Raw genomic sequence first — 24730 nt, 5'->3', positions numbered from 1 at the left:
GCCTGTTTCTAGACAGTTTTGCGTGCGTTTCTGTGGCTGGCCCGTGGGCCGCCGGTTTTTTCAGGCGACGATGACCTCTATCCCGGCGGCTTCGATCGCCCGGCGGTCTTCGTCGCGGATGCCGTCATCCGTGATCAGCATGTGGATGAGGTCCAGGCCGCCCAGTGCGGTGAAGGACCGCTGGCCGATCTTGCTGGAATCGGCGACCAGACAGACTTTTTCGGCCGCCGCGATCATCGCGCGCTTGACCGCGATGTCGGACAGGGCGGGGTAGGTGAGGCCACTGTCGAGGTCGAGCGCCGCCGTCGCCAGAAACAGCCGCTGGACATAAAGGCCCTTGAAATAATCCGCCGACCGCTCCCCGCTGAGCGACAGGGTGGGCGCCTTGAAATGGCCGCCGGTCATATGCACCTCGAACCCAGGTTCGGCGCCCAGCATCAGCGCGATGTTGAGGGCATTGGTGATGACCGTCAGGTCGCGTCGGCCCAGCATATGGGCGGCGACGGCGGTGGTGGTAGAGCCGGAATCGAGGATGATCGTCTCCCCGTCGCGCACCAGCGCAGCGGCGGCGCGGCCGATCCGCTCCTTCGCGTCCAGATGGGCCTGATGTTGCAGGGCCATGGAACGGACCTGCTGCGGCACGGACTTCAGGAAAGCGCCGCCATGCTCGCGCTCGATATGTCCCTCCGCTTCCAGCTTCTCCAGATCCTGGCGCACGGTCACTTCGGACACGGCGAACGCCTCGGCCAGCACGCGGACGCGGGCGCTGCCCTCTTCCTGAAGCCATTCGAGTATCTTGCCGCGACGGGTTTCGCCCAACAGTTTGCTTTGCGACGGCCCCTTCATCCGGCCCGGACTTTCGTTGCCACTCACGCTCTCCATCGTCCTTGCTGGCCTGACCGCTCTTTGATCGGTTTATCGTGCCCTTTCGCATATTGTCAATTTTTCTAGAATTTATACGAAACGAAAAAAATCGAAAGTACATTCCTTGCGCTTTATTTCGGGCAGAGTTATGAAGTGAGCAAGAGAGAGGATTCTGATTGATGGTATCGGTTGATAGGCGCTCCAGGGGGGCACGCGCGGAATCGCTGGAAAACCGCGCTGCGCATGTGCGGGAGCGCGCAAACTGGATGCGCCGCCGCCTGTTGCGGATGATCGTCGATGCGGGGCAGGGGCATCCTGGTGGCGACCTTTCGGCCACAGACGTCATCTCATCCCTATATTTTGATATTCTTCGAATTGATCCGGCTGCGCCCAATGCGCCCGACCGCGATCGCTTCGTAATGAGCAAGGGTCATTGCACTGGCGCGCTCTATAGCGCGCTGGCGGGCGCTGGCTTTTTCCCCGAAGCCGATCTGGATACCTATCTCAAGCCCGAATCCCGGCTGAACGGCCACCCCAACCGGACCTATCTGCCGGGTGTCGAAACCAATACCGGACCGCTGGGGCACGGCCTGCCCGTCGCTGTCGGCATTGCCGTAGCCGCGCAGATCGACGAGGCCGACTATCGCGTGTTCGTGCTCACCGGCGACGGCGAATTGCAGGAAGGCAGCATGTGGGAAGCGGCCATGTTTGCGGGTCATCGCGGGTTGGGGCAACTCACCGTCATCGTCGATCGCAACCGGCTGCAACAGGGCGCGGGCACCGAAGACACCAATGCACTGGAGCCGCTGGCGGACAAATGGCGGGCCTTCGGCTGGGAAGTTGAGGAGATGGACGGCCACGACCATGCCGCCGTTTTGGCAACGCTTGATGCGGCCTGTGAGCCGCGCGACAAGCCCCGTTGCATCATCGCCAACACCTTCAAGGGACACGGTGTCAGCTTCATGGAAAATCAGGCGTCATGGCATCATGGCGTCCCCAATGCCGAACAATATGCGCAGGCGATCGCCGAGCTGGAAGCGGAGATGGGCCAATGAGCGCTGCTGCTGCCCCAACGGGAATGTTCGATTGCCGTGACGCTTATGTGCATACGATCGAGGAACTGGCGGTCGCCGATGAGCGGATCGTTGCCGTGGTCAATGATTCTGTCGGATCGTCGAAGCTCGGCAAGTTTCGGGATCGTTTTCCCCGTCGCCTGATCAATGTCGGCATTGCCGAACAGAATATGGTCGGCGTGGGCGCGGGGTTGGCCAATGGCGGGAAGATCCCGTTCGTCAGCGGCGCCTCCTGTTTCCTGAGCGCCCGTGCGCTGGAGCAGATCAAGGCCGACTGCGCCTATAGCCAGGCCAATGTGAAGCTGTGCGGCATATCCAGCGGCGTGGCCTATGGCGAACTGGGCGCGACGCACCACAGTATCGAGGATGTCGCCTGGCTGCGCGCGATCGACAAGCTGACGGTGATCGTGCCCGCCGACCCGTGGGAAACGGCAGAGGCGATCAAGGCTGCCGTTGCCCATGACGGGCCGGTCTATATCCGCATCAGCCGGATGCCCGTGCCGGAACTGGCGCGCGACAAGCCGGTGTTCAATATCGGCAAGGCGGAAACGCTCCGCGCGGGCGGCGACATTGCGATCATCGCCAACGGCACGCTCGTCCACCGCGCCCTTGCGGCGGCGGAAGCGCTGGCGGCAGAAGGTGTTTCGGCGCGGGTCATCAACATGGCGACCGTCTCCCCGATCGACACACGGGCCATCGCCGACGCGGCTGCCACTGGCTCCATTGTGACGGCGGAGGAAGGGCTGGCGCATGGTGGGCTGGGCGGTGCGGTCGCGGAATATTGCGCGCAAAATGTGCCGGTGCGGATGCGGATGCTGGGCTTTCCCGGCTTCTTGCCGACCGGGTCAGCCGCCTGGCTGATGGACCGGTTCGGACTGAATGCGGATGGCATCGCAGCAGCGGCGCGCGATCTGCTTGGCGTAAAGGTCGGCTGATGAGCGCCCCGGTCATCCTGTCTATCGATCAGGGCACGACCAACACAAAGGCGCTGCTGGTGGCGCCCGATGGCCGCATCCTGCTGTCGCGTTCGCGCGCGATGCAGGTGACATATCCGCAGCCGGGCTGGGCCGAACAATCGGCCGATGCGATCTGGGAGGCCGTCGCAGGTCTGATCGCCGAGATGGTCGCAGCCGAACCTGCCGTCACCGTGGCGGCCCTGGCCATTTCCAACCAGCGCGAGACGGTGGTGCTGTGGGACGCAGACACGGGCCAGCCGATCGCCCCGGCCATCATCTGGCAATGCCGCCGTTCGGCTGATCGTTGCGCGGCGTTGCGTGCAGCGGGGCATGAGGCGACGATTATCGCGCGCAGCGGCCTTGGACTCGACCCGCTGTTCCCGGCGGCGAAGATCGGCTGGTTGCTCGACGCGATTCCCGGCGCGCGGGAGCGTGCAGAGCGCGGCGAATTGCGGTGTGGCACGATTGATAGCTGGCTGCTCTGGAAGCTGACGGGCGGAATCGTCCACGCTACCGATCACAGCAATGCCTCGCGCACGCAACTCTTCAATCTGGAGACGCTGGCGTGGGACGCCGAACTGGCGAACCTGTTCGATGTGCCGATGAGCCTGTTGCCCGAAATCCGGGGATCGGACAGCCGCTTTGGCATGGTTGCGGTCGGTCTGGCATCACTGGCTCCCGGCACCCCCGTCCATGCGATGATGGGGGACAGTCATGCGGCGCTGTTCCACCATAGTGCGGGTGCGACTGAGGCAGGCGCGACCAAGGCGACGATCGGCACCGGCAGTTCGCTGATGACCGCGACGCCTGCACGGGTGCGCTCAAGCCACGGCCTGTCCAGCACGATCGCCTGGCATCGGGGCGGCGTCCCGCAGCATGCGCTGGAGGGGAATATCTCCATCTCCGGCCATGCCGCCGCCTTTGCGACGGCGCTGCTGGGGCTGGCGGATGAGCAGGCGTTGACCGCGCTTGCCGCCACAGTTGCCGACAGCGACGGCGTTGTCTTCGTGCCCGCTCTTGCCGGGCTGGGCGCGCCGCACTGGTGCAGCGATGCGCGCGGCACGATCAGCGGCATGTCGATGGGCACGCGCCCCGCCCATGTCGCGCGGGCCACGCTGGAGGCGATTGCGCTCCAGATCGGCGATGTGCTGGCCGCGATAGAGGCGGATCTGGGCATGGCTGCGTCGCAATTGGCCGTCGATGGCGGGGCGGCGCGCAACGACCTGTTGATGCAGATACTGGCTGACTTGGCTGACCATGTGATCGTTCGACCGGGCGTGACCGAAGCCAGTGCTCTGGGTGTGGCGCGTCTGGCCTGCGAGGCGCTGGGTCTGCCTGTCGAGGGTGCGGGGCACGGCGAAGCGGAGATTTTCAACCCGGCCATGCTGCCCGTCGATCGGGCGCGGATCTGGCGCCTCTGGCGGGATGCGGTGGCGCGCGCGGTAGGAGCGACTGGCGCAGCTTAGCGCCGAATATATTTCAGAAAAGACGCCGGAAAACGGTCGCAAAACAAGCAAACATCAGGCGGACACCGCCTGAATTTTGGAGGGGAAATGGTTATGGATATGTCTGAAAAGGGCCAAGCTGGCGTGCCGTCCCGGCTGCGCGCAGTCTTTCTGGCGGGATCAAGTGTACTGACGTTGTTGGGTGCCACCGGCGCCTATGCACAGAGCACCGTCGCGCCGCAGAATGAAGGCAATGCAAGCGTGGCCGACATCGTCGTTACGGGAAGCCGCATCAAAAGCCCGACGCTGACATCGCCATCGCCGCTTCAGGCCATCACGGCCGAGGATATCCAGAACACCGGCAAGATCGACGTGCAGGAAGTCCTGCAGATGAACCCGGCCTTCGGCGTCCCCGGTCAGACGCGCAATACATCGAACTTCGGCGCGACCAGCGCCGGTATCTCGACCGTCAACCTGCGCGGGCTGGGTGCAAACCGCACGCTCGTGCTGATCGACGGCCGCCGCGTGGTGGCGGGCGTGCCCGGAACGGCGCAGGTCGATCTCACCATGATCCCCAGCCCGTTCGTCGAGCGCGTCGACGTGCTGACCGGCGGTGCTTCGGCGGTCTATGGCTCCGATGCGGTCGCTGGCGTGGTCAACTTCATCTACAAGAAGGATTTCGACGGGCTGGCGCTCAACGCCCAGACCGGCATTTCGGATGAGGGTGATGACGAGCAATATTCGCTCAACCTGACCGTCGGTCGCAACTTCGATGATGGCCGCGGCAACATCATGCTCTATGGTGGATGGTCCAAGCAGGGCGGCATCGAGTCCGGCGCGCGGGAGCGCAGCAGGACCGACCAGACCAGCCTCGGCGCGCTTCAGCGCAGCAACAACCGCACCGACGCCAACCTGACGGCGGCGCAGAATCTGTTCACGCCACAGCTCAACAAATCGACGGTCGTGCCTGCCGGTACGTTCAACGCGGGCACCGGCAATTATATCGTCGATGCGAGTGGCACGGTCCGGCCGTTCAACGCCGCGACCGACGGATTCGACCGGACGCCCTATCAGGCCATTTCGGTTCCACTGGAGCGCCGCGTCTTTGCCGCGCGCGCAAATTATGCCGTCAGCGATGCGATCAGCGTGTTTGCAGAGGGCACCTATGCCAACGTGAAGTCGCGCGCCTTGCTGGAGCCTTCGCCGCTGGTCGCGACCGGCGCGCTGGGCCTCTTTCGCCAGGGCAATGGTCGCTACAATATCGAACAGAATTTTGCGAACCCCAGCAACCCGGCGCAGTTCACTCGCGTCATCAACCCGCTGGTGCCGACCGCGCTTTACAACCTTGCAACCGACACCAATGGTGATGGTTTCCGCGATATCGGCGTCACGCGACGCATCAACGAATTTGGTCCACGCATCGGCACCTTCGATCGCACCAACCTGCGCATGGTTGTGGGCGCCGAGGGCAAGATCGGCTCGAAATGGAACTGGGAAGCCTCCTATAGCTGGGGCGAAACAAAGGCGTCGAGCAGCCTGAGCGGCCTGATCAATCAGGATCGTGCCATCCAGGCGCTTGACGTGGTTCCCGACGTCTATGACATCAATCGCAACGGCAATCTAACCGAAGCGATCTGCGCCAGCGCAGAGGCGCGCGCGCAGGGCTGTGTTCCCTACAATGTCTATGGCGCGGGCAAGGTGTCGCCTGAAGCCATCTCCTATCTTCAGGCGACATCGCTTCGCGACGCGAAGCAGTCGATGCATGTCGCGGCGGGCAGCCTGTCTGGCGCGTTGTTCAGCCTGCCTGCCGGTGACGTTCAGGTCGCCGTGGGTGCTGAATATCGCAAGGAAAGCAGCCGCGAGACCTTCGATCCGCTCTCCATCGCGGCGCGCAACTCCTATGTGCAGCAGACCAATACATCGGGCCGGTTCAACGTGAAGGAAGCCTATGGCGAAATCGTCGTGCCGTTGATCCACGACACGCCTTTCTTCCATAACCTGACGCTACGTGGCGCGGCCCGTGTGTCCGACTATTCGACGGTCGGCACTTTCTACGCCTATAATGGCGGTGTTGAATGGTCGCCGGTGGCCGATATTCGCCTGCGCGGCGTCTATGCCCATGCCGTGCGCGCACCCAATATCGGTGAGCTGTTCGCGGCCCCGTCGGTCAGCGTGGGGTCCGTCAATGATCCATGCGCAGGCGTTACCGCAACGAGCACGGGCACGACCAGCACCGTCTGCCGCGCCAGCCCCGGCGTGTTGGCCAACATCAATGCAAACGGCGGTGTGTTCACGCTCAATCAGACGGATCGTCAGGGTGTCGGCGGCCTGAATGTCAGCAATCCGAACATTCAGGAAGAAACGGCGCGGACCTGGACATTGGGGGCCGTCATCAACCCCGTTTCCATCCATGCGCTGCGCAACCTGACGCTGACGATTGATTATTACAACATCAAGCTCAACGATGCGATCGCGCGCACCAGCCGCGATTTCATCCTTCAGGAATGCTACAACAACAGTAATGAGGAATTCTGCAGCCTGATTACGCGTCGTACGGTTGCTTCGGGGCCGTATAGCGCCGGTTCGATCGAATTGGTCAATTCGCAGCTGATCAACAGCGGCGGTTTGACGACCAAGGGCATCGACACAACCCTGTCTTTCCGTCAGCCGATGACGGACTTAGGCATGGGTGGCGGCACCGCTAATGTCTCCGTCAGTTGGAGCCACCTCATCAAGCAGGGCGGCGTCCCGCTCACCGGTGCGGCGTTCGACCGGACGGACGGCGAGATCAACACGCCCAAGGACCGCGTGTTCGTAACGCTCGGCTATGACAATGACAGCTTCGGCCTGACCCTGAACGGTCAATATATCGGAGCGTCCTATCTCGACGATCAATATCGTGCGCGCTTCCTGCTCGCCGACGGATCGCTGCCGGACAAGAAATATTTCAAGGTTGGGTCCAAATTCTACACTGACGCCCAGATGCGTCTGAAGGTCAGCAAGGAATTTGAATTCTACTTCGGCGTGAACAACTTGCTGGACGTCGGGCCGCCGCCGGTCATTACCGGGCTTTCGGGCAGCGTGACCGGCACGGAGACAGCCTCGGGCACCTATGACCCGATCGGTCGCCGCTTCTACACAGGCTTCCGCGTCAAGCTGTAAACAGGCTTAAAAGCGACGAGAAAGGGAGTGGCGCGCGAGCGTCGCTCCCTTTTTTGTGCGCGCTTGATTGAGACTCGGCCGTGCCGGTTCGCAGGGTGATGTCTGTTATGGGTAATCATCGGGTCGACTGCGGAGATACGCTGTTGACTGCCGCACGCATCAGGGAACAACGCTTGACGCCGGTTCGCGCCAATCATACCCATCCCTTGCAGGCTAGTGCGGCATTCGGAGCATATTCCCATGGAAGAAATCGCCAAGGAGCGTCCACCCGGATATCGATATTCGCGGCGTGGCACGTTGGCGCTGCTCCGGCAACTTTCCGTCATCGACAACCGCCGTAACGCACTGCTGCTGGTCCTGCAGTGGGCGATCGTGATTGCGGCCGGCGCGATCGCGATCCACGTCGATTGGATTCCGGTTTACTTGGCTGCCGGTTTCGTCATCGGATCGCGGATCCAATGCCTGGCCATGATGATGCATGATGCGTGCCACGGGATGCTGTTCAGCAATCGCCGCCTCAACGATCTTATTGGCGACCTTTTCGTCGCCTATCCGCTCCTTATGAGCGTCGATCTGTACCGCGCAAACCACATGCAGCACCACCGCCATACCAATACGGTCCGCGATTACGATTATCGCGTCCAGCGAAAGGATCCCGACCAGCATTTCCCGAAAGCCGGGGGGGCCATGGTCTGGCTGCTGGTCCGCAGTGTGATCGGCCTCAATTACTATCGCGTGGCGCGGGCCGGTCGGGTCTGGGCACCCATTGCCAATTTCCACAATCCTGGACGCTTCGGTTTCGATTATCGCCTGGCGCTGCGGCTCCGCTATGTGGCCTGGGCCCTGTTGGTCTACGGCTTGATCTTGTGGTCACCCTTGCGTTGGCAGCTACTGGGTCTTTTCATGATCCCGCAATTCATCTGGGTAAACGTCTTTAACCGAATTCGGGCAATGGCCGAGCATAACGGTGTCGCCGACGAGCGGGAGCTCAACGGCACGCGCACCGTCATCCCTACTCTGCTCGACCGGTTCCTGATCGCGCCGCTCAACGTGAGCTATCACCTGGAACATCATCTGTTCCCATCGGTGCCTTGGCACAATCTGCGCCGACTGCATGCGCATTTAATGACCGATCCGGTCTATGTGGCGGACGCGCACATCACGCGGGGCTATTGGGGCGTGATCAGGGAGTTGATGCCGCCACCCGCGTCGACAAGCACGAACGTGCTCGTCACGCGCTCTGAGGTGAAGCCGTAACGCCAAGCGCTACGCTGGCGCAGCCGAATTCCAAATTCGCTCAAAATACGACGATGCGGTGGATTGAGCGAGGAAGAACTGCCCGTCCGCACTTGGGTGGGCATCGAATCCGTCGCTGGATAACCGATAATGGTCATTAGCCGCGATTGCCCAATAAAAAAGGGCGAGCCGCGCAGGCCCGCCCTATCCTAGTTCGGTAACGCCTCGCCGCCGCCGTCAGGCCGCTTGTCGCGCTGCTTCCAGTTCCTCCAGCGACTTCCCTTCGTTGCGCGGGGCGCCGATCATGCCGATGATCCCGCTGATCATCAGGAAACCGGTCAATATCCATGCCAGCGTGTGGAAGCCTGCGGTCGAGGTGAGGAAGGGTACGAAGAAGCTCCAGAAGCCCAGCACGATCCGCACCACTGCGAACATGATGCCCTGCGCGGTGCTGCGCAGCATGGTCGGGAACATCTCCGAACTCCATAGCTGGAAGAAGGACTGCGCGCCAAAGCCCTGGCCCACGGCCATCAGGAAGATATGCAGGATCGCCATCGGCAGGGTGAGCGGGAACAGCGCCAGCAGGGCCATGCCGATCACCTGGATGACGGCGGACCAGAAGAACAGGGTCCGCTGGTTCACCCGGTCCGCATAACGCATGAAGATGAGGGCGATCGACAGCATGCCGATGAAGAAGCTGCCGGCCTGAAGCGCCACCGCCATGGCCTGGCTCTGATCGCCCACGGTTCGCAGGATATAGGGGAAGAAGAAGCCGTTGGTCCCGGCCCACAGGTTCCAGAAGACATACATGCCCGCGAGGAACGCCATGGAGGCGAGATGCTGGCGGGTGAACAGGTCGCGCATTCGAGCGCGCGGCGCGGTGGAGGCCGCATCCTTGGCCTGCGCCTCCAGCCAGCGCGGCGATTCCTGCATCTTCGATCGCAGGAAGGTAAGCGCGAGGGCAAGGATCGCAAGATGCGCAAACACGATCCGCGCGCCCAGCAGGCCAAGCGGGGTCAGGACGAGGAACATCAGGAGGACGACGACCGGCCCCATATACCAGAGCACCTGCGCGACGCCGCTATGCTTGCCGCGGGCACCCTTGGGCGCCATTTCGGCGATCAGCGACCAGGATGCTGGAATGTCCGCGCCCACGGCCAGGCCCACCAGGAAAAAGCCCAGCACGATCATCCACGCATTCATCGCGAAGACCAGCCAAAGCATGCCAAAGGCATAGAAGAGCATATCATATTGGTAGATCTTCTTGCGCCCGAACAGATCGCACAGCCGTCCCCCGATCAGCGCACCGATACCGGCCGAGATCGCATTGGGGCCGAAGGCGCCGATCATGCCGACCAGATTGTTGCTGAGCTTGTAGGTTTCGACCCACAGGGCCAGCGCGGCGGACCCGGCCACGATCGAGCCAGCGTCAATATAATTGGCAAGGCCGGCAAGAATGGTATTCTTCCAGTCGGTACGATCATCCGGGATGACGGGACTGTCGGTGGCTGTGGTCATGATGTCTCTCTCTCCCGGTGCCGCTGATATTCGCCAGCGGCCGTCAGGCTTAAACTCATATTATAATATGAATTTGTTGGCCAGCGCTTTTGCGCGGTCTATGCCCGCCTCAGGCGGTCGTTCAGCCCAACGCGATGCTCACGCCACCCGCGCGATTGCATCGCTCAGATTGGTGAGGATGGCGTAAAGCGACCAGGTGCCGATGGCCGCGATCACCAGTAGAATCAGCGTCTCCCACCAGCGGTTGACATGCGCGTCCAGCATGAATCGACGGCTGGAGGTCATGAGGAGGACACCGATCAGGATCGGCGGCAGTGTCAGCGCGGTGACGACGCTGGTGCCGAACACGCTGATATGCACAAGGTCCGGCGCGCCCGGCACGGTAACGAGCAGGGGCACGATGATGAAGCAGCCGATCATCACCCGGTTGAACCACGGGTCGGCCGTCACCCCCTCAAAGTGTTCGCCGCGCCGCGTACCCAGATGCAGGCCGTCGAACGTCAACCGCGCAAAGCCATGTGCCTGAGCGGGAAAGCTGGTGAAGGCCTTGAGCGCGAAGGCGATCCACAGCAGCGAGGGGCCGGCAGGCCCCACCGCCATCGTCATCATCTTCGCCAGGCCCGCTTCGTTGGAAATGGTGACGCCGGTTCCCCGGATAGTCTCGGCCGCGACCACCCAGATCATCAGGTTGATGAGCAGCAGCGGCAGCATCCCGGAAATCAGGTCGAACCGCTGCGCTGGACGATGTTCGGGCGAATCCCATCCCCGTTCGGCCATGAAATAGGGATAGAGAAGGTTGGCTGCCGATCCGCCGATCGTGCCGATGGTCGCAACCGCGATGAATAGTGCGTCGAAGGGACCATTGTCGGGCGGAATGTCAAAGGTCAGGCCGCGCAGCAGCGCTGACCAGTCGACATGACCGATGCTGACCAGTGCAAAGAGGAAGGCGCCGATGATGACGATCGAAGCCAGCCGCGCGCTCCACTCCAGAAAGCGAAAGGCGCTGCCGCGTGTCAGGGCGACTGCCGTTGCCAGCACGATCGGCACGCCCCACCAGAAATGTCCCCATTCACCGCCGCTCCGCCCGGTCAGCTCGAACAGGCCAACCGTCCCGGCGCGCAGGAAGGCGGCCTGCACGATCATGCCATAAGCCAGCATGGTGATAGCGAAGAACATGGGAAAGCCGCGCCAGACCCGGCGAAATCCGGCCATCAATGAATGGTCGCCAAAGCGGTTCTGTAACTTGTATTTCGCGATGGACGATATGGTGAAATAACGCGCACCCAACGCCACGATCAGCGTCCACATCAACGCATAACCGTAATTGGCGCCCGAGATGCTGGAACTGATGAGGTCGCCGGTACCAAGGAAGGTCATGGCAAGGACCAGGCCGGGGCCAAAGCCGCGCAGTTGCGCGCCAAACCCCTGGGGAACGGCCCGCTGCGGCAGGCCGGTCAGGGCCGCTGTCCCCTTGTCATCGGGCATGGTCATCGCGCGACCTGCGCCGGAATGATGGCGGGGGCAGGAACGATCCGGGGCGCGGCACTGCACGCGAGGCTGACGATTGCCGACAGGGCGTCCGGCGAACCGAAACCGCCCGACTTTGCGATGAAGGCCATGCCGCTATGATCTCCGAAATGGCTGAACGGGATGCCGGGCAGCAGTTCGTGGCAGGGCGTGAGGACACCATGATCCAACGCCCCGGCGAGCGCGAAGGCGGTGTCGCCGCCACAGGCCAGCACGGTGCGCGGCTGCCGTGCCGCCATTATCCCTGCAACGCCCATCGCCAGCCGTTGCGCGACATCTTCCGGCGCAGGATTCCCACGGCCTTTCGTTGCGCGGACGAGGATGATGGGTGCTTCGGTCCTGTCGGTGGGTGGTGACACCATCCCATCGGGTGCTGGACAGTCGAGCAGGTCGGGGCAATGCGCCCGCAGATGGTCGATCTGCGCCTGAGTGATCGGGTCGCGTGACCCGATGGCCACTATGATCGGCAAGGCAGGACGTAACGCCTGTGCGGGCGCCGATGCGGTCGATATCATGGTCCTTTCGGCGATGGCGGCGGCAAGGTCACGGGCGCCGACAACCAGAGTGCGAGACGGATAGGTCAATGCTGTCCGGGCTATATCGCGCATATCCTCCCAGGTTCGGGCATCGCGTATCTGGCAGGGGAAATCGCCTGTTCCCAGTCGTTCGGTCCCCAGGCGTTCGGCCCCCAGTCGTTCGGCAACGCTGATCGGCTGGTCGATACCATGGCCCTGTACATGCCCTGCAATCACGACACGGCCAAGCGACGGGGCCGCTGGGCAGGCGAGGACCTCGCTGCGACCCGAAGCATGGAGGAGGGCGGCAATCTCGGCGGATACCTGCCCCTTCAACCGTGAATCGACTTTCTTGAAGACCAGAGAAGGGGAAAAGGATGCTATCTGGTCCCACAGCGCAGCGATCCGGGCGGTGGCGATGGTCGCGGGTTCCGAACGGCTTTGCGTGTTGATGGCCAATATGTCGGGATTGTCCGCAAGCGCCGCGTCGATATGCGCGGTGTCCACGGCGACACGGGTTGAAAGCCCGCGTTCGGCGAACGGCACGACGCTGTCGAGCGCGCCGGTCAAATCGTCGGCGACCAGAACGATGTGCGTCGACAAGGGGAATCCTCTTCCGAAAGGGATGCGGCTGTCGCCGTCTGTGCAGGTTGAAATATGACATGTCAAAACAACCTGTCAACGCCATCTTTCCCGAAAAGATGCTTTAAATGGGCCAATGTGGTTAGGCGAGATCGAAAATTTGGGTGTAGGGAACAAGTTTTGTATACAAGTTGTTGACAAATTGACCCGGTTGCGGACAATCCTGGCGAAATCACGCCTTCAGACAGGCGGGAACAGGAGAGTCGATGTCCCCCGCACATGCCAGTCCGCACCCGATCGTCATTACGGTTGGCGATCCAGCCGGGGTCGGGCCGGAAATTACCTGCCGGACACTGGCCGAGATGGACGGGGCGACTCGCGCGAGGACGCGCGTTGTCGGCCCCCGCGATGTGCTGGAGCGTGCCGCTGCACTCGTTGGTGTGGATCTCCGCTTTACCGAGGCGATGGAATCGGGCGGCGTGCTACTGGACGATATCGCCCTGCCGACGCCTGTCACCATCGGCAAGGTCGATCCGGTTGCCGGGGACGCAGCCTATCGGACGATCGTGCGCGCTGTGGAGATCGTGCGGGCCGAGGGTGGCTGCATCCTGACCGCGCCGATCAACAAGGCGGCGATGAACGCGGCTGGCCATGCCTTTGACGGGCATACTGGCCTGCTGGCGCATCTGACGGGCGCGCCCGCTTCCTTCATGTTGCTGGCTTCCGAAAAATTGTCGAGCATCCATGTCTCCACCCATGTCTCGCTGGGCGGGGCGATCCGCCGGGTGACGAGCGAGCGCGTCCTGGCCACGATCGAGGCGGGCGCGGCCCATTTGCGGCGTCTGGGGCTGGCTCAGTCGCGCATCGCCGTTGCTGGCCTCAACCCGCATTGCGGCGAACATGGCCTGTTCGGGGATGAGGACGGGCGGTTCATCGAACCTGCGGTCGCCGCGGCGCGGGCGGCCGGTATCGACGCGCAGGGGCCGATTTCTCCCGACACGGTCTTTTACCGGGCTTCATGCGGGGAATTCGATCTGGTCGTCGCGCAATATCATGATCAGGGGCATATCCCGACCAAGCTGATCGCGTTTGACACGACCGTAAATATCTCGCTGGGCCTGCCGATCGATCGAACGTCGGTGGATCATGGTACGGCGTTCGACATCGCCGGGACTGGGCGAGCGTCTCACATCAACATGATGGCGGCACTCGACTATGCGCGCCGCCTTGCCGACGCGCCGCGTGTGATTTCGGCGCGGAGTGTAGCGGCATGATCGGGGCGCCTCCGCTTCGCGGTGTGTTCAGCGCAGCGTTTACCGCCTTCGGACCCGATGGATCGGTGGACCTGCGGCGCACGGCGGCCCATGCGCGCGGGTTGATCGCGGCGGGATGCGACGGCATCGCCTCGCTGGGCACGACGGGCGAGGCGAACGGCCTGTCGCTGGCCGAGCGCAAGGCCGTGCTGGAAGCGGTCATCGCAGGCGGCGTGGACCCGGTCCGGATCATTCCGGGCACGGGTCTATGCTCCTGGCCCGAGACGGTGGAGTTGACCTGTCACGCTCGCGCCTGCGGGGTGGAGCGCGTCCTGCTGTTACCCCCCTTTTACTATCCGACGCCCAGCGAGGCGGGACTGATCGATCATTTCTGCCGCGTCATCGACGGCTGTGCCGATCCCGGCCTGCGCGTGCTGCTCTATCATATCCCGCAAAATAGCGACGTGCCGATCACCCATGGGCTGCTGTCGGCGCTGATGGACCGCTATCCCGGCACCATCGTCGGGATCAAGGATTCGGGCGGTGACATCAACCATATGCTCGGCCTGTTGCGGGCTTTCCCTGAACTGGCGGTGTTCGCAGGCGCCGATCATCTGACCGGGCCGTTGCTGCGGATCGGCGGAGCGGGGTGCATCACCGCGACCTCCAACCTGATCGCACCGCTGCTGGCCGATCTGTACCGGCGGATAACAGGCGGAGAAAAGGGGGGCGCGACCAGCCGGGTTGAGGCCAGCCGGGTTGAGGATCGTATCGGGGCTGCGCGCGCATTGTTCCAGCAATGGCCGCAGATCCCGGCGCTCAAGGCGGCCCATGCGCTGCGGACGGGCGAACCGGAATGGGCGCTGGTGCGCGCGCCCATGCAGATGCTGACGCTCGGTCAACAGGCGGAAATGGCGCAGGCGATGCAGGCCGCGGGGTTGATCGCCGCCGATGAAAAGAAAAAGGATTGGGCAATATGATGAAAGCGCGATGGATGGTCTGTGCGGCGCTGGCTGCGATGTCGCCTGCGCTGGCGGCCGCTCCACCGGCCAGCGATGGGCCGCAGATGGTCGATATACCGGCGGGTCGCTTCGTGATGGGCGCGCAGGACGGGCTGTCGCGCGACTATTATAATGAGCGCCCGGTCCATGACGTGACGATCAGCCACCCCTTCCGCATCGCAACTCACGAAGTGACGATCGACGAGTGGCGCAAATTCAAGGCGGATGTGCCGATCACAAGCGATGAGAAACCCTATGTCGCGGGCATAAGCTGGACGGATGCCGTCGCTTATGCCGACTGGCTCTCGAAGAAAACGGGCCGCATCTATCGCCTGCCGACCGAGGCGGAATGGGAATATGTCGCCCGGCTCGCGGCAAAGGAGCCGACGCGCTATGGCAAAATCGCCGGGCTGAAGTCCGGGCCGCGCGAATGGACGCTGGACTGGTTCGGTCCTTATCCGGTGGCCGCGCAGACCGATCCGACGGGCGCGGCCACCGGATCGCTACGCGTTGTGCGGGGTGGGCGAATGGGCTTCAACCCGGCCCGCGCCAAGACCGACCCGGAGGTCGAGATCGATTATGGACGGCCCGAGGTGCGGCTGGCCTTTCCGCCCAGCTTTGCGCCCTACGCAGGGGCGGAACAGGGCGGCGGTTTCCATTCCATCGGCCTGCGTCTGGTCGAGGGGCCAGCGCCCAAGGCCAATGTCCAGCCAGTGACGCCGCCGATCAGCAAGATGGGCGTGCGGCAGGATGTATCGACCGCAATCATGGGGCCGGATAGTTCCAAGCCCTATTTCCGCCGCCGCATCTTCCTGCCCGCGCCGCCCGACAATGCGGGTGGACGGGCGACCGATCGAACTGGCTGGGATGCATCCTTCCGCCATCACCATCACAGCCCCGGCATCACCGTGATGCCCAATGGCGACGTGTTGATCGCCATCTATTCCAGCTATCGCGAATATGAGGCCGGAAGCTCGATCATCGCGACCCGGCTGCGGCATGGCGCGGATGAATGGGACGAGCCATCGCCCTTTGCCGATATTGTTGGAGTGAACGATCATGCACCGCTGCTGATGCGGGACGGCGACACGATCCGTTTCTTCTGGGGCAATCCCTATTCGGGTTTCGCAGAGGCAGGGGCCAAGGATTTCCCTTTCCTATCCATGACTTCGGCAGACAATGGCGCAACCTGGTCGGGCATCCACTATCCCCGGATGGTGGGGGCAGTCGACGCGCATAATCGCCAACCGATCAATACCGCCTTTCGCGACAGCAAGGGGCGTCTGCTGCTGTCCAGCGATGGCGCGGCGGCGGATCGCCATCCGGGCTATACCGACAATATGTCGCTGCTCTGGGCCAGCGAGGATGATGGCAAAAGCTGGTATGATACCGGTGGCCGGACTTTCGGGCGGCATACCACGTTCGTGGAGGGCAAGGATGGCCGCATCCTGGCCTTTGGCGGCAAGAATACCGACATTGACGGCTTCATGCCGCTGGGCACATCGACCGATGGGGGCAAGACCTATGTGAAGTCGAAGCTGCCCTTCCCGGCGCTCAGTTCCGGGCAACGGCCACAGGTTCTTCGGCTGAAGAGCGGGCGGCTGCTGATGATCGGCGACTATGTGCGGACCAAGCCGATCGCCAAGCCATTGCCGCAGCGGGGCAGTTATGTCGCTCTGTCGTCCGATGATGGGAAAAGTTGGACGTTCAAGGCGCTGCCGGGTATCGGCGTGTCGGAACGCGCGGACCGGGCAAAGGATATGGAGGGCGGCACCGTCGGCTATGTCGGCGCCGCGCAGGGACCGGACGGGGTCATCCATGTCGTCACCACCGCGACCTTCCCCATGGTCGCGCTGGCGTTCAACGAAGCGTGGCTTGATGTGCCGGATGCGCCGGTCCCGACCAATGCCGCACTGGAGCGCAACAACGTGACGGCTGTCACCGGCGTTCAAAACCGGGAGGAACGCTATCCCGACGGTAAGCTGCGTGGTCGCTGGTCTGGCGGACAGGGCAGCGACGGCGCACTGGTCTTCGACGGGCCGCAAAGCTGGTTCTACCTGGACGGAACACCCGTCTGGCAGGTCGAATATCGACTGGGGCGCAAGGTGGGGATCGAAAAGCGGTTCGATGCTACCGGACGCCTGATCGACCAATGGGATCACAAGGGCGATGGCCGATCGGTCTGGACCCGCTGGTGGCCCAATGGCGCGATGCGCAGCATGTCGGGTTGGAAGGACAAGATCGCCGATGGCCGTGCGCGGACCTGGTCGCCGGAGGGCAAGATGTTGAGCGACGTGACCTTCATTCATGGCAATGTCCCCGGACAGCCCGACCTGCCGGGCGCCGCTGTGCCGGGCATCACCTGGTGAGCCTGCCCGATCCGATCCGGTCCATCGTGCTGGAACGTCCGGCTGCTATCCATATGGGCATAGGCGTGACGGTGCAGGTCGGCGCGTTCGCGGCGGCGCGGGGGATCGAGCGGACGCTGGTGATCGCAACGCGATCCTGTCGCGCACGGATCGGCGAACTGGGACTGACCAGCGAAATTGCGCTGTTCGACGGTATCGACGGAGAGCCTGACACGCGCACGCTGGATGCGGCGCGTGCGGTGGCGGACGCCTTCGCGCCAGACATGGTCGTGGGCTTTGGCGGCGGTAGCGCCATGGACTTAGCCAAGCTGGTCGCGGTGTTGACGGGAACATCGGTGGTGCTGGAGGAGATTGTCGGCATCGGCCGCGCACCCCCACGGCGGGCCGTGTTGGCGCAGGTGCCGACGACGGCGGGCACGGGCAGCGAGGCAGGGCCGCGCGCGCTGGTTTCTGACACCGCCACCGGCGCGAAGCTGGCGGTCGACAGCCCGTATATGATGGCGGATATCGCCGCGCTCGACCCGCGCATGAGCGTGACTGTACCACCGGCGATCACTGCCGAAACCGGGCTTGATGCGCTCACCCATTGCGTGGAGGCGTTCACCAATGTGAAGGCGCACCCGGCGATCGATCTCTATGCGCGGGAGGGCATCAGGCTGATCGGTCGCTATCTGCGTTGCGCGGTCGAGCAGGGTGACGATCTGGAGGCGCGTGGTGGGGTTGCGCTGGCCGCGCTCTATGGCGGCTATTGCCTGGGGCCGGTCAATACTGCGGCCGGCCATGCCGTCGCCTACCCGCTCAGCACCCGGCATGGCCTTTCTCACGGCCTTGCCAACGCTCTGATCTTTCCACACATGCTGGCCTTCAACGCTTCCGCCCGACCGGGGCGCACGCGCGAAGTGCTGGATCTACTAGGGCTGGGCCGGGTCGGCGGTAACGCGATCTTCGATGCGGCCAGCGGCTTTTGCCGGTCGCTTGGCCTTGAAACCGGCCTTGCGGCCCATGGGATTGGGGAACAGGATATCGACGCCATGGCGGGGGAAGCGATCGGCATCCGCCGCTTGCTCGACAATAATCCGCGAGAGGTTTCGCGGGACGATATTGCCCGGCTTTATCGCGCCGCCTTATAACGTGCGCAAGGCGCTGTCGTTCCCTGCATGGAATGGCAGCGCCTGATTTTTATGCATGGGATGAGTCTGGTCGCTGCTGGGTATCGGCAATCAGCGGATAGCGATCCTGTTCCTCAAAGCCGCAGGTCGACCAGTCCGCCACCGAACAACCGATCGCGTGAATGGCGGATATGTGCGCGCATCGCTTCCCCCGCCTCGACCGCATCACCGTCGCGAATGGCATTGAAGATGCGGACATGCTCGTCGGTCGTTTCGTTCAGCCGCCCGGTGGGGCTGAGCAGGGCCATGCCATGCAGCTTCATGCCGACCGCGACCTGATCGCGCAAGGCCAGCAGCACGGTCGAAAAATATTGGTTGTTCGACGCCTTGGCGATCGTCAGGTGAAATTCGAAATCAATGTCATGGCGGTGCGTTCCGTCGTGGGTCGCCCGAACCAGCCGCTCCAGCAGCGTTTCCAGCCGGTCGATCAGCGCGGCGTTGCGGCGAGCCGCTGCCAGCGATGCGGTCATCGCCTCTACAGTTTCGCGAAACTCGAAGCATCGCTGAATGTCGGCGATCGTCTCTGCCGGACGGAAGACGGACAGTGTTTCTGCCTCCTCCGCTACGCTTTGCCCCCTGACGAAGCTGCCCGCGCCCTGCCGCGAATAGATGACGCCTTCTTCGCGCAAGCGTTTGAGTGCGTCACGAACGATAGGTCGGGACACTTCAAAAGCGCGTGCCAGATCATGCTCGCTGGGCAGTTTGGATTCCTGGACATAATGGCCGCTGGCGATCCATTCGAAGAGTTGGCCATAGACCTTGTCGGCCAATGTGCCGCCACGGCTGCCCAGTTCATTGGCATTCGGCCCCGCACGCCCCGCACCCTCTCGCCTGTCTTCGATGTCTCTTCCATCCATGACAAATACTATAAGCAGATTTGCGCGCCTGTGAAGCATTTACAACAAGTCGAAATAATAGAAAATACGGGTTAAATAGAGAGGAAAATGCTGTGCCCCTTATGGCGATAGCCATAAAAGCCGGTGCGAAAGTATGACAAATTAACAGATTCTCCTGACTTGATAGAAGGTCAGGCAGAATGGCAGGCACGCTTTCCTATCCCGATGGGATGGCATGAGGTCGCGACCGCTTTCAGTCTTTCCGGTTGCGGGCGAGGCTGCGCGCGACCTTGATCGCGCCAAAATCGATGATGTCGGCCAGCAACTGGCCGGCTTCGTCGCCCGCCCCGGCCTCGATCGCGTCCACCACGCGTTCATGGCGATTGACGGTTTCCTCGTGCATGTCGTCCTCTTCCAGCGGCAACAAGAGGAAGGAGGCGACCAGCGCCACTTCGGTCACGGTGGAAAAGGCGTTGAGCAGGAAATTGCCCGACGCAGCGGCCAGCGCCTGGTGAAAGGCAAGGTCGGCCTCCGCGAAGCGCTGGCGTGATCCCACCGCGTCGCGCATCTGCTGCACCGTTTCGCGCAGGATGGCGATATCCTGCGGCGTAGCGCGGGTCGCGGCCAGTTGCGCGGCGCGCGGTTCGACGGCCAGCCGCGCTTCGGCAATGCCGCGGCGGAAATCATCATCCATCCCCAGGCTGACGCGCCAGGCCAGCACGTCGGCGTCGAAAAAATTCCAGTGCCGCGAATCGCGCACGGTCGTACCCACCCGCGTCTTGGACACGATCAGGCCCTTGGCGGTCATCGTCTTGAACACTTCGCGCAGCACGGTGCGCGAAATGCCGAAGCGGTCGATGATTTCCTGTTCGGACGGCAGCTTGGTTCCGGGTTGATAAACCCCCGACAATATATCCGCGCCCAATGCGCGCGCGACCTGATCATGGGTCGATGATGTCGGTCTCAGATAGGATTCAAAACCGGAACTCTGCTGCTTCACCAAAGGATTTTCCCTGCCATATCCGAACCCGTCAAGGCGTGGCTCGCAGTTGTTGTTAAGCGATCCCGTCGTGTGAAGCCAGTCCGTCTCTTGCGGGAAGCGCAGCGTCGTCACAGGTCCGGCAGGCGCCATAGCCAGGCGCCTTGGACATTTGGCCGATGCCGGGGTTCATGCAGTTGGCGGGATCAAGTTCTCGGTAGAAGCGCGCCAACGCTGGCTTGGCCGGATAAAGATGGCCGACATTATGTTCCGCCGGATATTCCGCCCCGCGTGCATCCTGAAGCGCGAGCAGTCGATGTTCCAGCGCATGAACGTCCGTCCCCTTCCTGACCACATAGTCCTGATGGAAGACGTGGCAGAAGAAATGGCCATAATAAAGGCTGTGCAGCACATCTTCGTCCAGACCCTGCGGTAACTGCTCGAACCAGTCGCGTTCGTTGCGGGGCAGGGCGATGTCCAGCGCGACGATATCCTCGACCGCGCGACGATGGACTTCGCGGTAGCGCACCGCGGCGCCCGCCACCGCGAAGCGATGCAGGAATGCCTTGTCCGCCTCGTCCGGCGTGCATTCGAAAAAGGCGCCGCCATTGTCATTCAGTTTTCCCAGCAGATAGGCGCGCGCCTCGTCGATGCCGACGCCCGCCATTTTGATCATCAGATGATGTTCGTAGCGGTCGCGCCAATCGAGCAGCCGGGACGGAAGATGCTGGGGCCACAGTGCGGCGAGGCGGTTGAGCCAGCGATCGGACAGTCCACGCCCGCCAAGGCCGACGGCAGTTAACCAGCCATCCAGTCGGGACTTGAGCGCAAAAAGAGAGGGTAGCCGATCCGTGCCCAGCCAGCGGATCGCCAGGAACGTGTCCTTGCCATATCGCGCCGCAATATCGAAGGCGGTACGGTGCATATATTCGGCCGCCACGGGCAGGCTGGCGAAATCGCGCAGCATGTCACGCCGCAGGTCGGTGAGCTGTCCGGGGTCATTGGTGCCGATATAGAAAGAGCCGACTTCGCCATCGCTGACGAAACTGTCCAGCCGCACGGCAAAGACGGCCAGTTTGCCCGCGCTGCCCGATGCTTCGAACAGATTGCGCTGGTCGGCGTTGAAGCGCGCGGGGGTCACGGCGTCGATGTCGCGCACATGGCTGGCATAGTCGCGGTCGGAGGCGCGGCGTTTGGGATCGTTGACGACATCGGCATCGGTGAAATCGCCACGCTCTACCCGGTCGAGGATCGTTTCGGGATCATCGCCCAGCGCTATCCCCAGATGATTGACCAGCGACAGCGTGCCTCCTTCGTCCATCTGCGCATAAAGGGCGAGTTCGGTATAGGCTGGCCCGCGCTGCACCAGCGATCCACCGCTATTGTTGCACACGCCCCCCATCACGCTGGCGCCGATGCAGGATGATCCGATGATGCTATGCGGTTCGCGGCCCAGCGGGCGCAGTATCTGTTCCAGCCTGTAAAGCGTTGCACCGGGCAGGCAGACGATCTGGCGTCCGCCGTCCAGCATATGGATGGTGGTCATCCGGGTCGTGTTTATGATCACGACATCCCGATCATATTCGCTGCCATCCGGTGTCGATCCGCCGGTCAGCCCGGTATTGGCGGCCTGCATGATGATGGCCACCCCGGCCGAGGCGCAGGCCTGAAGCACGCGCCATTGTTCGATCAGGCTGCCGGGCCGAACCACCGCCGCCGCATCGCCGCCGCCAAAACGGTATCCGGTGCGAAAACGATAGGTCTGGCGCCGACCGGTCAGCAAATGTCGGCGGCCGACAATCTTTTGCAGTCGATCCATCAGCGCTGCCCTGTCGGCTGGCGGCATGGCCTCTCCCTGTTTCGGTTCCAGGCGTCCCCCGCCATCATTTTTTGTCATCGGGTGCCTGTCGGCATGTCTTGCGCCTTTATCACGAACATCATATCATATGACAAATTGAAAAAAAGGGAAGAGGGCTATGCGGGGGAAGAGGATTTTCAGGACGACGGTGGGATTGTTGATGGCCGCGTCATCGCCGGCCCTGCTGTCCGCCAAAACCACGCCCGTCGCCGAGGGCGTTACAGTGCCGGTCATGCCGGACGACGCCGTTCCCTATGTCGTCGACCATCCAGGGCGTGAGCAGTCACTGATCGATATGCGCTTCCTGCTGGATGGCCCCGCAGGCAGGCACGGATTCCTGACCGTGAAGGATGGCCATTTCCGCTTTGCCAATGGCCAGCGTTTGCGCTGCTGGGGCGTCAATATCACCGGCTGGGCGCTGGGTTCCGCGCTTCTCCCACCTCATAAAGAGGCGGAGATCTATGCCGACTCTCTCGCCAGGCTGGGCGTCAATTGCGTGCGCCTCCACTTCCTGGATATGCGCAAGGCGCAGCGGACGATGGATGGAGAGGGGGGCAGCGGTTCGCTGGCGCCGATCACCCACACGCCCTCGGGTCTGATCGACAGCGATCGCGACGACAGCCGCGCTTTCGATGCGGAGCAGGTCGACCGGCTCCATTATATGTTCGCGCAGTTCAAGAAACGCGGCATCTATGTCGATATCAACTTGAACGTTGGTCGCACCTATCGCGCAGGCGATGGGGTGCCCGATCATCAACTGATCGGCGTGGCCAAGGGGCTAACCTATTTCGGTCCAGAACTGATCGAGCGGCAGAAGGAATATGCGCGCGCGCTGCTGGGCCTGCACAATCCCTATACGGGGTTGCGCTATGCCGATGATCCGGCGGTCGCGATCGTGGAGATCGTCAACGAAAATTCCCTGCTGGAATTCTGGCAGCGAGGCTGGCTGCGCGGCGAGCGTGTCGAGGGCGGGCAGAATCTGCAACTCGACCTGACACCTCATTATGCGGCTCTGCTGACGCAGCGCTATAATGACTGGCTGGCGCGCAACCGCACGGCGGCGCAGGTCGCCACGCTGCGCGTTCAGGCGGGCGTGGCGACGGATGCACCGGTGCCCTTCCTGCGTCGCGTGGCGTTCCGCGATGCGCCCGACGCGCGTTTCCGCGCCGAAATCGCCTTTCTGACTGGCGAGGAAATCGGCTTCCAGCAGGAAATGACGCGCTTCCTGCGCGATGAGGTCGGCGTCAAATCCATCCTGATTCCCACCGCCGACCATACGTATTTCATCGCGGGCCAGCCGATGATGCGATCGGGCGCGAAGTTCGACGTGATGGACGCGCATGTCTATTGGCAGCATCCCGCCATTTACGGTCAGCGCAACGAACCGATGGTCAACACGCCGGAGCTGTCGATCCCGGTGAAATTGGCGCGCACGGCGATGACGGGCAAGGCCTTCACCGTCAGCGAAGTGAACCATCCTTTCCCGTCCGAATATGGGGCAGAGATGATCCCGATCCTCGCCTCCTACGCCGCGTTGCAGGATTGGGACGGCATCTTCTTCTACACGTTCGAAGCCAAGCTGATCGGGCAGGCGACCCCGGTTATCGGCGATCATTTCGACATCACGCAAGACCCGGTGAAGATCGCGCAGATGCCGGTGGGGGCGATGCTGTTCCTGCGCGGAGATGTCGCTTCGGCGCGGCAGATGGTGGAGCGCAGCTATTCCACCGCCCAGATCGACCAGGCGGCGCGGATGCCGCGCGCCGGGCAGCCCTATTTCGCGCCCGGCTTCCCGATGGCCTTGCCGCTGGTCCATGGATCGCGGGTCAAATGCCTGGATTGCGCGCCGGTCGCTGCGCCGCCGATGGCGCCCGCCAATCCGCTGCTATCGGACACGGGCGAACTGCGCTGGCGGACGGGGGAGGGGACAAGCACCCTGTCCGTCGATGCGCCGCGTAGTCAGGCGCTGGTCGGCTTCGTGCGCGATGCGAAGGTGGCGACGACCCATCTGGCCGCCGACATCGGCAACGGCTTTGCGGCGATCACCGCTTCCGCGCTCGACGGCAAGCCGATCCGTATCTCCGATCGCCTGCTCGTCACCGCTACGGCAAAGGCGGGCAATAGTGGTCAGGGCTGGAACGCGCGTCACACGATGCTGGAAAAATGGGGCACGGCCCCGACCTGGATCGAACCGGTGAAGGGCTGGCTGTTGCTCAAGGATCTGGACGGTGCGCTGGGCGTCGTCGCGACGCCGCTGGATGGGGCGGGACGACCGGCGGGGGCGGATATCAAGGGACGAATGCTCGAGTCGGGGTGGGAAATCCCGGTCGGGACGCCAGCCACCACCAGCTATCTGGTCCGCGTGTTGCGCTAAAGCTATGGAAAAT

At 62.9% G+C, this 24730-nt stretch carries 17 protein-coding genes; 10 read left to right on the top strand and 7 right to left on the bottom strand.

Annotated elements, in window-relative coordinates; genetic code table 11:
* Nucleotides 1-60: 60 nt before the first annotated feature.
* On the bottom strand, nt 61-873 hold the full coding sequence (locus WFR25_RS22095; RefSeq protein WP_336973736.1) for a DeoR/GlpR family DNA-binding transcription regulator: 813 nt from the start codon (nt 871-873) through the stop codon (nt 61-63).
* A 170-nt stretch (nt 874-1043) separates the two neighbouring features.
* On the opposite strand from WFR25_RS22095, the gene WFR25_RS22090 reads away from it, so the two are divergent.
* From WFR25_RS22090 to WFR25_RS22070, 5 genes are all read left to right on the top strand, one after another.
* Nucleotides 1044-1919 (top strand): transketolase, encoded by an 876-nt coding sequence (locus WFR25_RS22090; RefSeq protein WP_336973734.1) that lies wholly within the window; start codon nt 1044-1046, stop codon nt 1917-1919.
* Nucleotides 1916-2872, top strand: coding sequence for a transketolase family protein (locus WFR25_RS22085; RefSeq protein ID WP_336973732.1), 957 nt, complete (start codon nt 1916-1918; stop codon nt 2870-2872). Before WFR25_RS22090 ends, WFR25_RS22085 begins: the two co-directional genes overlap by 4 nt.
* Nucleotides 2872-4359 (top strand): FGGY family carbohydrate kinase, encoded by a 1488-nt coding sequence (locus WFR25_RS22080; RefSeq protein WP_336973730.1) that lies wholly within the window; start codon nt 2872-2874, stop codon nt 4357-4359. Before WFR25_RS22085 ends, WFR25_RS22080 begins: the two co-directional genes overlap by 1 nt.
* Before the next feature lie 93 nt (nt 4360-4452).
* Nucleotides 4453-7500 (top strand): TonB-dependent receptor plug domain-containing protein, encoded by a 3048-nt coding sequence (locus WFR25_RS22075; protein ID WP_336973728.1) that lies wholly within the window; start codon nt 4453-4455, stop codon nt 7498-7500.
* A gap of 240 nt (nt 7501-7740) precedes the next feature.
* On the top strand, nt 7741-8757 hold the full coding sequence (locus tag WFR25_RS22070; protein ID WP_336973726.1) for a fatty acid desaturase family protein: 1017 nt from the start codon (nt 7741-7743) through the stop codon (nt 8755-8757).
* Between the two features lie 216 nt (nt 8758-8973).
* Here WFR25_RS22070 and WFR25_RS22065 read toward each other — a convergent pair whose 3' ends face one another.
* The 3 genes from WFR25_RS22065 to WFR25_RS22055 form a co-directional block, all read right to left on the bottom strand.
* Nucleotides 8974-10254, bottom strand: a complete 1281-nt coding sequence (locus WFR25_RS22065; RefSeq protein WP_336973725.1) for an MFS transporter — start codon at nt 10252-10254, stop codon at nt 8974-8976.
* A 138-nt stretch (nt 10255-10392) separates the two neighbouring features.
* Nucleotides 10393-11745 (bottom strand): Nramp family divalent metal transporter, encoded by a 1353-nt coding sequence (locus WFR25_RS22060; protein WP_336973722.1) that lies wholly within the window; start codon nt 11743-11745, stop codon nt 10393-10395.
* Nucleotides 11742-12899 carry a four-carbon acid sugar kinase family protein gene (locus WFR25_RS22055; RefSeq protein WP_336973720.1) on the bottom strand — a complete coding sequence of 386 codons (1158 nt, stop codon included), beginning with the start codon at nt 12897-12899 and terminating at the stop codon, nt 11742-11744. The genes WFR25_RS22060 and WFR25_RS22055 overlap by 4 nt, the downstream gene beginning before the upstream one ends.
* Nucleotides 12900-13144: 245 nt before the next feature.
* Here WFR25_RS22055 and pdxA point away from each other — a divergent pair, with 245 nt between their 5' ends.
* The 4 genes from pdxA to WFR25_RS22035 are packed head-to-tail and all read left to right on the top strand — an operon-like array spanning nt 13145 to nt 18631.
* Complete coding sequence (gene pdxA, locus WFR25_RS22050) at nt 13145-14152, top strand: 4-hydroxythreonine-4-phosphate dehydrogenase PdxA (protein WP_336973719.1); 1008 nt, start codon at nt 13145-13147, stop codon at nt 14150-14152.
* Nucleotides 14149-15111 (top strand): dihydrodipicolinate synthase family protein, encoded by a 963-nt coding sequence (locus tag WFR25_RS22045; protein WP_336973718.1) that lies wholly within the window; start codon nt 14149-14151, stop codon nt 15109-15111. The genes pdxA and WFR25_RS22045 overlap by 4 nt, the downstream gene beginning before the upstream one ends.
* Nucleotides 15108-17501, top strand: a complete 2394-nt coding sequence (locus WFR25_RS22040; RefSeq protein ID WP_336973716.1) for an SUMF1/EgtB/PvdO family nonheme iron enzyme — start codon at nt 15108-15110, stop codon at nt 17499-17501. The genes WFR25_RS22045 and WFR25_RS22040 overlap by 4 nt, the downstream gene beginning before the upstream one ends.
* The gene (locus tag WFR25_RS22035; protein WP_336973714.1) at nt 17498-18631 is read left to right on the top strand and encodes an iron-containing alcohol dehydrogenase; all 1134 of its coding nucleotides are present in this window, start codon (nt 17498-17500) and stop codon (nt 18629-18631) included. The genes WFR25_RS22040 and WFR25_RS22035 overlap by 4 nt, the downstream gene beginning before the upstream one ends.
* Nucleotides 18632-18744: 113 nt before the next feature.
* Here WFR25_RS22035 and WFR25_RS22030 read toward each other — a convergent pair whose 3' ends face one another.
* The 3 genes from WFR25_RS22030 to dld form a co-directional block, all read right to left on the bottom strand.
* On the bottom strand, nt 18745-19527 hold the full coding sequence (locus WFR25_RS22030; RefSeq protein WP_336973712.1) for a FadR/GntR family transcriptional regulator: 783 nt from the start codon (nt 19525-19527) through the stop codon (nt 18745-18747).
* 232 nt (nt 19528-19759) lie between these two features.
* Nucleotides 19760-20506, bottom strand: coding sequence for a FadR/GntR family transcriptional regulator (locus tag WFR25_RS22025; RefSeq protein ID WP_336973710.1), 747 nt, complete (start codon nt 20504-20506; stop codon nt 19760-19762).
* A gap of 55 nt (nt 20507-20561) precedes the next feature.
* Nucleotides 20562-22331, bottom strand: a complete 1770-nt coding sequence (gene dld, locus WFR25_RS22020; protein WP_336975000.1) for a D-lactate dehydrogenase — start codon at nt 22329-22331, stop codon at nt 20562-20564.
* Nucleotides 22332-22503: 172 nt separating this feature from the next.
* On the opposite strand from dld, the gene WFR25_RS22015 reads away from it, so the two are divergent.
* A complete protein-coding gene (locus tag WFR25_RS22015) occupies nt 22504-24717 on the top strand; it encodes a hypothetical protein (RefSeq protein ID WP_336973709.1) in 2214 nt (737 codons plus the stop codon).
* Nucleotides 24718-24730: the final 13 nt, after the last annotated feature.

Source organism: Sphingobium aromaticiconvertens, from assembly GCF_037154075.1.
Taxonomy (GTDB): Bacteria; Pseudomonadota; Alphaproteobacteria; order Sphingomonadales; family Sphingomonadaceae; genus Sphingobium; species Sphingobium aromaticiconvertens.
Note: the sequence above shows the minus strand (reverse complement) of the source record. Positions and strands in the feature narration are given on the sequence as shown.

What these genes read in the sequence shown, in the direction of transcription:
- WFR25_RS22090 (WP_336973734.1), top strand. Translation starts at nt 1,044, where the DNA reads ATGGTATCGGTTGATAGGCGCTCCAGGGGGGCACGCGCGGAATCGCTG.
- WFR25_RS22085 (WP_336973732.1), top strand. Translation starts at nt 1,916, where the DNA reads ATGAGCGCTGCTGCTGCCCCAACGGGAATGTTCGATTGCCGTGACGCT.
- WFR25_RS22080 (WP_336973730.1), top strand. Translation starts at nt 2,872, where the DNA reads ATGAGCGCCCCGGTCATCCTGTCTATCGATCAGGGCACGACCAACACA.
- WFR25_RS22075 (WP_336973728.1), top strand. Translation starts at nt 4,453, where the DNA reads ATGGATATGTCTGAAAAGGGCCAAGCTGGCGTGCCGTCCCGGCTGCGC.
- WFR25_RS22070 (WP_336973726.1), top strand. Translation starts at nt 7,741, where the DNA reads ATGGAAGAAATCGCCAAGGAGCGTCCACCCGGATATCGATATTCGCGG.
- WFR25_RS22065 (WP_336973725.1), bottom strand. Translation starts at nt 10,254, where the DNA reads ATGACCACAGCCACCGACAGTCCCGTCATCCCGGATGATCGTACCGAC.
- WFR25_RS22060 (WP_336973722.1), bottom strand. Translation starts at nt 11,745, where the DNA reads ATGACCATGCCCGATGACAAGGGGACAGCGGCCCTGACCGGCCTGCCG.
- pdxA (WP_336973719.1), top strand. Translation starts at nt 13,145, where the DNA reads ATGTCCCCCGCACATGCCAGTCCGCACCCGATCGTCATTACGGTTGGC.
- WFR25_RS22045 (WP_336973718.1), top strand. Translation starts at nt 14,149, where the DNA reads ATGATCGGGGCGCCTCCGCTTCGCGGTGTGTTCAGCGCAGCGTTTACC.
- WFR25_RS22040 (WP_336973716.1), top strand. Translation starts at nt 15,108, where the DNA reads ATGATGAAAGCGCGATGGATGGTCTGTGCGGCGCTGGCTGCGATGTCG.
- WFR25_RS22030 (WP_336973712.1), bottom strand. Translation starts at nt 19,527, where the DNA reads ATGGATGGAAGAGACATCGAAGACAGGCGAGAGGGTGCGGGGCGTGCG.
- dld (WP_336975000.1), bottom strand. Translation starts at nt 22,331, where the DNA reads ATGCCGCCAGCCGACAGGGCAGCGCTGATGGATCGACTGCAAAAGATT.
- WFR25_RS22015 (WP_336973709.1), top strand. Translation starts at nt 22,504, where the DNA reads ATGGCCGCGTCATCGCCGGCCCTGCTGTCCGCCAAAACCACGCCCGTC.